This is a genomic window from Protofrankia sp. Cj3, assembly GCF_917627355.1.
In the GTDB taxonomy this organism is placed as follows: domain Bacteria; phylum Actinomycetota; class Actinomycetes; order Frankiales; family Frankiaceae; genus Protofrankia.
The window spans coordinates 6,580-14,521 of record NZ_CAKJTR010000141.1 but is presented as its reverse complement, the minus strand read 5'-3'; the positions used below and the strand labels follow the sequence as shown (position 1 = coordinate 14,521).

Sequence of the window (7,942 nt, the reverse complement as noted above, 5' to 3'; positions counted from 1 at the left end):
GCCTGGTACTGCGCTACTAGCGGTACGCAACTGCTCCTGTCCAGGACGCCTGCCACCCGCGTACCCGCGCGACATCTCGCGGCAAGGCAGATCAGTTGCGGTCGGCGTGGAGAGGTGACAATGCCATCGCAAAGAGCGGCAACCTGCCACCCCGATCACTACTGCCCTGATAGTGATGGACCGGTTACCGTGGGCGGGTTCCGAGCTAGAACCGATCGGTGGCAGTAGCTGCCGGATCAGCGAGCATCCTTGACCTGGAAGGGGTGGCAACGTCGCCATGAACAGGCCCAGCCAAAGGGTTGAGCAGGACGAGTTGCGGACTCGGATGCACGCGACCGGCATGAGCCACCACGAGATCGCGATCGAGTTCGCCCGCCGCTACCGGCTACGCCCCCGCGCCGCCTACCGTGTCGCACACGGCTGGACACAGCAGCAGGCCGCCGATCGCATCAACGCCCACGCCGTCCGTGCCGGCCTCGACCCGGAGGGCGCCGCCCCGATGACCGCGCCGCGGCTGTCTGAGGTGGAGAACTGGCCTCACCCTGCCCGGCGGCGTCCCACCCCGCAGATCCTCGCCCCGCTCGCCGAGGTGTACGGATGCGATCTCCACGCCTTGGTCGATGTCGACGACCGTGAACACCTCCCTCCGGCGGACGTGTTCCTGATCAACGGCATGCGCCGTCCGCCGGACCGCGTGGCTGCGTCGTCGACGGCCTCTTCGATCACGCCCTCGGCGCCACCATGGGGCACGACTACCGAAGGACCGGTCGAAGTCGCCTTCAGCGCAGCCAGAGCTGGGCAAGCACCGGCCCCCAACTCGGCCGGTCCCGCCGACGAAGGCAACGTGATCATTTTTCCGCAACTCGCCCCGGACGGGAGGATCGTCCTCATGCCACTCGATCGCCGGGGTTTCCTGCGTGGCCTGGGCCTCACCGCAGCCAGCGGCGCAGCCCTCAGCCCGCTCGCCACGATGCCGACGATCCCACCAGGATCGTCCTCCATCGACCCACGCGTCGTCGATCACTTCGCACGCCTGCGCGCCGTGCTCGCGGAGAACGACAACCTCTTCGGACCGCGCCAGGTCATCACCACAGCGCAGGAACAGACCGGCCTCATCGCCACCCATCTCCGACACGGCACGAATTCGCGCCCACAACGGCAGACCCTGCTCCACATCCAAACGCAGTTCGCTGATCTCCTCGGCTGGCTCCACCAAGACAGCGGAGATCACGCCACCGCCGGATACTGGCTCGACCGAGCGCTGGAATGGTCACACCGCGCAGGCGATCCCAAGGCCACGGTGTTCATCCTCGCGCGCAAGAGCCAACTCGCCGCCGACCGTGGCGACCCAGATGAAGCTGTCGATGTCGCCGACGCAGCGTTGACCAGCGCGGAGCCAACCGGTCGTCTTGCCGCCATCGCCGCGACCTACAGCGCGTACGGCCACGCACTACGGGGCGAGAAAACCACCTGCCTGACGCTCTACGACCGCGCCCATGACATCCTCGACCGGGCCGGGCCCGACACCGGCCCCTGGGGCGAGTTCTTCAGTCCCGCCTACATCGAAGTCCAGCGGGCACACAGCCTCGCCGCACTGGGTGACTACCCGGCCGCAGCCACCGGGTTCCGGGCCGCGATCGACGGCCTCCCCCCGGCCTTCTACCGCGACCGCGGTGTCTACCTCGCTCGCGAAGCCCTCGCGCACGCAGGAGCACGCGAACCAGAGCAAGCCGCCGTACTCGGTCTCAACGCGCTCACGGTTGGCGCCAGCACGCACTCCGGACGGATCATGACCAGTCTGCGGTCCCTGCGTGACGCCGTCGCCGGATGGCAGACTGTCCCCCAGGTACGCGAGTTCCGCCAGGCGATGGACCGGGCCACCACGGCCATCACCGGCTGACTACCATCCCGCCACCGGCGATCCGGTCCGCCCCTACCAGGGGCCGGCCCCAGGGAGGACGAGCCGCTCCATGACCCAGCTCGACGACCACCGCTGGATGACCCGGGCCATCGACCTCGCCCACCGCTGCCCACCTGCCACCGGCGCCTACTCGGTCGGCGCCGTCATCGTCGACGCAAACAACGAGGAGATCGCCTTCGGCTTCTCCCGCGAGGTCGACGAGGCGGTGCACGCTGAGGAATCCGCCCTCGCGAAGATCGACCCTGACGACCCGCGGCTGGCCACCGCGACGATCTACAGCACTCTCGAGCCCTGCTCCCAGCGCAAGTCCCGGCCACGCACCTGCACCCAGCTCATCCTGGAAGCGAAGCTCCCACGGGTGGTCATCGCCTGGCGTGAGCCCAGCCTCTTCGTCGCCGACTGCCAAGGCTACGAACTCCTCACCCAGGCCGGCGTCACCGTCGTGGAACTGTCTGAGCTCGGCGAGCAGGCCCGCGCCATGAACGCCCACCTGTCGGTCTGACGGAACTGAGCTGCCGCGCGGTGCGGATGGATGTCGCGCATTGGACCGGGCGTCAGTGATGCGCGTGAGGCGCGGCGGTCTCAGATGATCATTTGGTGGACCGGCGACCGCGGGTGGGGGCCGGTGGGCGCCAGCTGGTCAGCGCCTCCTCGGTCAGGGTGAGCTGGCCCATGGTGTCGGCGAGGAAGGCGTCGTAGACCTCGGCGGGGGAACCGTCGTAGCGCGGGTCGACCTCGTCGTGCCACTGGCGGACCCAGGGCATGACCTCGCGCAGGCCGGCGACGAGCGGGGTGAGGCGGGTGCCGTCCCAGCCGTCGTTGTCGCGGCGGTCGACGATCAGGGTCGCCAGCGCCTGGGCCTGCTCCCGGTGGTCGAAACCGGCCCAGCCGATCAGCAGCGTCGGGTCGTTGTCCCGCCCGGCCGGCTGGTAGGAGATGAACCGCTCCTTCGGCACGTCGAGCTTGCCCCGGGCCCGCCAGAACGACGTCTTGCGGAAGTCCTTCGGCGCGTACTTCGGCGGCACGGGAATCGCGTCGCGGATCTCCTTGGCCTTCGCCGGGGTGGGCGCGGCGTCCTCGGCACGCTGCTGGTCCCAGACCGACTCCCAATCGGTGCGCTTCACCAGGCCGGTGTCGGTGTAGCGCAGGGCGGCGAGGAACGGGACGTGCTCGTCCTCGACGAGGGCGGCGACCACCTTGGCCAGCTCCTCGCCGGGCCGGTAGATCTCGGCGACGGAGACGAAGTCAGCGTCGGCGGCCAGCTCGTCGGCCAGCTGGCCGGTCGTCCACAGCCGCGGCTGCACCATGCCGTCGACGTCGGCGAACCACAGGTCACGAGTCTCCAGCCGGTCGAGCAGCCAGCCCCGCAGCGCCGCGTCCCGCAGCTTGTCCCAGCCCTCGCTCGCCCAGCGGCGTTTGTACTCCGGCCGCTCGATCAGCCCGATGTTCCGGTCGGACTCGATGACCGCGATCCGCTTCTCGACATGCGCGCGGTACTCAGCCGGCCAGTGCGCGGGCACCTCGGTGATCGGCGTGGAGCCGTGCCGGGTGAACCACTCGGACGTCTCGTCCCCATCGGCGATCCTCCTGGCGAGGACGATCTCGAACGCCCGCTCACCCAGCCTGATCTCGGGGACGTCAGCGATCGGCAGCGTCAGTTCGTCGGCGAGCAGCCCATACTGCCGGTAGACCTGCCAGTCCAACTCCTCCTGCAGCGCGATCATCCGCGCCCGCGCCGACGCCCACTCCGCCTGCGCGTCGGCCAGCCGGGCACGCGTGGGTACATCGTCGACGGCCACCGACGCGGGGCTGACCGCCGTCAGTTGCTGCGCCAGCCCATCCAGCTCCCGCGCCAACCCCAACGGATACTCGGCCGGCAGCGGAAACTCCTGCAGCTTGGTGCCGGTGAACTCGTAAAATCGCTCCCACATCTCGGTCTTGATGCCTGACTGGTAGCCCTCATTGCCCTTGTTGTGGCTGACCTGCTTGAGCCAGAAGCACGCCGTCGAACTGTTCAACACCCCCAACAACCGCAGATGCTCCTCCTCCGAAGCCCCCACCGGCAACTTGATCACCGGCGCAGTTCTAATGTAGAGCGTTCGATCTCGTATTTTTGTGAACTCGCCGTGTGTCGCAACGAAGGCGAATCCGATCCTGCAGCCGCCCGAATATCGATAGGAGTGAAAGTCGGAGTACTCATACCAGGGAAGTCCGCGTTCCTCTGGAGTCCCCCCCAATGCGCGTCGCTCCGCCAGCAATCCTCTATTTAGCCACAGATGTCTAACGAGCGCGGCAGGTGGGTTCGTACGTAGCCCGTCGGGCCCATAGGGGAAGATGGCCATCTCGTCGGGCTCCGCCCGCCAGGCCCGAACACAGTTTCCTCGCACCACTGGGCGCGCCCAATCTGACAGCCCCCATCGTTTGATCGCGGCAGGCGGAGCGAAGTAGGCGTCGTCGAGACGAGTGACCGCCATAAAGCCGATGGAATCGACCATTTTACCAAGCATGCGGGATTCTGGAGAAGCGTCCTCCAGTAAGGACTGGAGATCTCCAGCGCCGCCTCCTGCCAAGCTCCACGGGTATGTGTACAGTCGATCGCGCGGCAGATCAGTGGAGGTAAACCATTCACTTTCTGAACCCGGTCGGTGTACTTGGTCTACGACCGCCTGCCAGACCAGTCCCTCACGTGCCTCGGCTAGTGCCGTTGGCTCACCCCGGATTCCGAGGACGGCCCGGACGGTACCTGCACGCTTGTCGCGGTTCCACCGGCCGATCAGGATGACCGTCGGTGTTCCGTGGCCGGGGATGTAAGCGCCGGACGTGTCGATGACGTGGGTCAGTTCGGCTCTGTCTGCGAAGAATTCCTGGATTAGCTTCTTGCCAAACTCACGCTTCATGAAGGAGTTGGCCGTGATCTGACCGACCCTGCCGGCGCCTCGTCCCTGACCGTCGGCCTTCATCGCCAGCTCGAAGAAGCGCTGCGCGAACGGGATGGACAGCGCATAGCTACCCGCGCAGGCCTCGTACATCTCGCGGTACAGCGCATTGAGTTTTTTGTCCTTGACCGTGATGTAGGGTGGGTTGCCGACGACGGCGTGGTAGCGGCCCTCCTCGAGGATGCCGGGGTGGTCGGCGAGGTCCTCGGTGGCGTAGGAGAACTCGGCTAGCTCGTCGCGGTCCTCGCCGAACAGGTCGAGTTGGCGGTGTTTGATCAGCGAGTCGCCTACGGCGACGTGCAGCGGGAACGTGTAGCCGGCAGCCGCGTCCAACGTCGTCAGCCCCGCGGCGCGCAGCGCGGCGAGGATGAGGCGGAACCGGGCGATCGCCACCGCGTACGGGTTGATATCCACCCCGTGGACAGCGTTCAGCGCGAGGCCCACCCGCTCGAACGTGTCCTTCTCGGGCGCGTTCTTCTCCCATTCCGCCAGCAGCCTATGGAACGCACCCAGCAGGAAGTGGCCCGACCCGCAGGTCGGGTCGATCAGCTTGAAGTCCTTGAGACTGTCCGCGTCATACCCGAACTCCTCCAGCGCCGGGGTCAGCGTCAGGTCGAGGATGAACTCCTCGACGAACTCCGGGGTCTGGAGGAGGGCGTACTTCTTGCGGACGTCCTCGGAGAGGTCCTGGTACAGGTCGCCGAGGAAGCGGGTGTCCCAGTCCGGGTCGGTGAAGTCGTGAACCAGCTCCCCGGACTGGCGGGTGCGCCAGAAGGTGATCAGGTCCTTGGCCGCGTCGTGGGTCAGGGGGATCTGGAACAGCGCGTTGTGGCGCTCGTCGAACAGCCCCGCGCCGACGGGCGCCTTCGAGATCTCGCCGAAGGCGGCGAGCAGCCAGTCGCGGGCGGTGAGTTCCGGATGCTGGACGTAGAACTCGTTCAGCCGCTCCTCGGCCAGCGTGAGCCGCGCCGCCGGCCCGGCCAGGTACGGCTCGCCGATCAGCCCGTTGTCCTCGCAGAACCGGACGAACACCGTGCCGAGCACCCAGGCGACCGCGGCCTGCGTGACCCGCTCGCCCAGCCACGCCGACCAGGTCGCCGCCGTCCGCCCGACCTTGAACGCCCGGTCGTACTCGGCCCGCAGCCGCGTGCCAACCTCGGGCACCGCGTCGACCTGGGCCCGCAGGTCCTTCTCCAGCACCTTGACCTGCTGCTTGGCGTCCTTCAGCAACGCCACCCGGTCGATCACGCTCTGCCCCCAGCCTGTTCAGCCCACCGTCAGTCCCGCCCTGTCGCCGCTCCCGGCAGGAGGGCTATCCGATGCTATGGGCACTACGTCGCGCCATCGACGCGCCATGCCCGCGACAAACCACCCGCTATGACGATGCCAGGGTCTGCCGGCGGCCAAGTGGCAGGGCCAGGCGAGCGATGGTGATCGAGTGGCCGGACGGGCTGGTCTGGGTGGTCAGGGGTTCGTCGGCGGCCGGCGTGGACTGCGATCTCTGGTCGAAGATCACGATGTAGCCCGAGGACAGGCCCAGGTGGTTCAGGTAGTCCTCGAGCTGGAGGATCGCATCCTTGAGCGGGTTGGCCTTCCCGGGGCGGTGGGTTTTCACCTCGAACACCTCGCGCTGCTCGGCGCGGGTTCCCTCGCGCGTTGTGTAGCGCCAGCGCAGGTAGAGGTCGGCGCGCCCGCCGCCGGTGGCGTACTCCCGAACAACGTCGCCGTCGCCGTTGACGGCCCGGTCGAGCCAGGCGAACAGGAACGCGTGCGGCAGGGCCTCCTCGTAGGGCCTGCCGTCGCCAAGCATCTTTCCGTGGGTGCGCCAGAACGCGGCGAGGCTTGTCAGCGCGCCCGGAACGTCGAATCGGCCGTTCGGCAGGACGAAGTCCCGTGCGGTGGGAAGCGCGGCCGGGCTGGGGACGACCTGCTCGGCGAGGGCCCGGGAGATTACCTCCGCGTAGATCGGGTTGGCGATCCGCGGGCCCTCCGTGCCCTCCTCGGTGATCAGCCCGAGGTCGCGGACGAAGGACAGGTCGTCGGAGTATTCCAGGTCAGCGGGCTGCTCCGCGCCGGCGAGGACCGGCAGGAGGACCCTCTGCACCTCCGGCTCACGCAGGCGGCGCACCAACGAGTCCAGATGACTCGGCCGGGCCTGGATGACCCGCTCGCGGGCGGTGTCGACCTGCTCGATCGTGACCGGCTCCGTCGCCGGCACCTTCATCCGGGCGACGATTTCCGCTGCCAGCGCGTTGACAAGCCAGGGCTGACCGCCGGTCAGCGCGTACACGTGCTCGATGGCCTCGTCGGTAAAGACGCGGCCGGTCTCCGCGGTGTGCTGGCCGTAGAGTTCCCACACCTCGCCGAGAGTGAAGTCCCCGAGTCGCAGCGACTCGACAATGATGTTGAACGGGCTGGGCCCGCCCGACCGCTCCGGGTTACCGCCAGTGACGATCTTATAATCGCGCACGTCCCGAAGGCCGCACAGCGCGATCGAAGCAGGGAAGGCCCCGGGGCGGTCCTCGAAACCTTCGCGGATCTGGCTGAGCACAGCGACGAGCGTCGCGCCCGTGAGCGAGTCGATCTCGTCGAGGAACAGCGCGAGTGGCCGGGGGCAGGACTCGGCCCAGGCGGCGAGCGCGCCGCCGAAGAGATCCCCGTCCGGGCCCTCGGGCCATGCCGGAGGGCACAGCTCCACTGGAAGGCTGAGCCGGGCCTCTCGGCTGGCCTTCGCGAGGATGGCGCGGGTGGCGCCGCCTATGTCGTCACCGAAGGCCGCGCCGCTCTGCAGCGAGAGCTTCACCGCCGCGTACTTCCCGCTGGCCGTCAGTTCGGCTGCGATTGCCCGCAGCGTAGTCGTCTTCCCCGTCTGTCTCGGTGCATGCACCACGAAGTAGTCCTCGCGCGCCACCAGACCCGGCACCTCAGGCAATCTCGCCGACGCCGCGATCATGTAATGTTTCCCCGGCACACAGGGTCCAGCGATGTTGAACCAGCGCGCCACCACTCACCGGCCTCCTACGCCGCAAAGACCATGACCCGATCACCCACAACTCTACGGTGGCGGATGATCGTCGGGCGGCGC

At 67.9% G+C, this 7,942-nt stretch carries 4 protein-coding genes; 2 read left to right on the top strand and 2 right to left on the bottom strand.

Features of this window, described 5'->3' with window-relative positions; translation table 11 throughout:
- The first annotated feature begins 277 nt into the window (after window positions 1-277).
- Window positions 278-1,900 (top strand): helix-turn-helix transcriptional regulator, encoded by a 1,623-nt coding sequence (locus MJ783_RS17345; RefSeq protein ID WP_239311574.1) that lies wholly within the window; start codon window positions 278-280, stop codon window positions 1,898-1,900.
- Between the two features lie 70 nt (window positions 1,901-1,970).
- On the top strand, window positions 1,971-2,423 hold the full coding sequence (locus tag MJ783_RS17340) for a deaminase (RefSeq protein WP_239311572.1): 453 nt from the start codon (window positions 1,971-1,973) through the stop codon (window positions 2,421-2,423).
- An 88-nt stretch (window positions 2,424-2,511) separates the two neighbouring features.
- On the opposite strand, the gene pglX is transcribed toward MJ783_RS17340, so the two are convergent.
- Together pglX and MJ783_RS17330 are read right to left on the bottom strand one after the other, a co-directional pair.
- On the bottom strand, window positions 2,512-6,105 hold the full coding sequence (gene pglX, locus MJ783_RS17335; protein ID WP_239311570.1) for a BREX-2 system adenine-specific DNA-methyltransferase PglX: 3,594 nt from the start codon (window positions 6,103-6,105) through the stop codon (window positions 2,512-2,514).
- A 127-nt stretch (window positions 6,106-6,232) separates the two neighbouring features.
- Window positions 6,233-7,810: an ATP-binding protein gene (locus MJ783_RS17330; protein WP_239311568.1), complete on the bottom strand. Its 1,578-nt coding sequence runs from the start codon at window positions 7,808-7,810 to the stop codon at window positions 6,233-6,235.
- Between the last annotated feature and the right edge of the window lie 132 nt (window positions 7,811-7,942).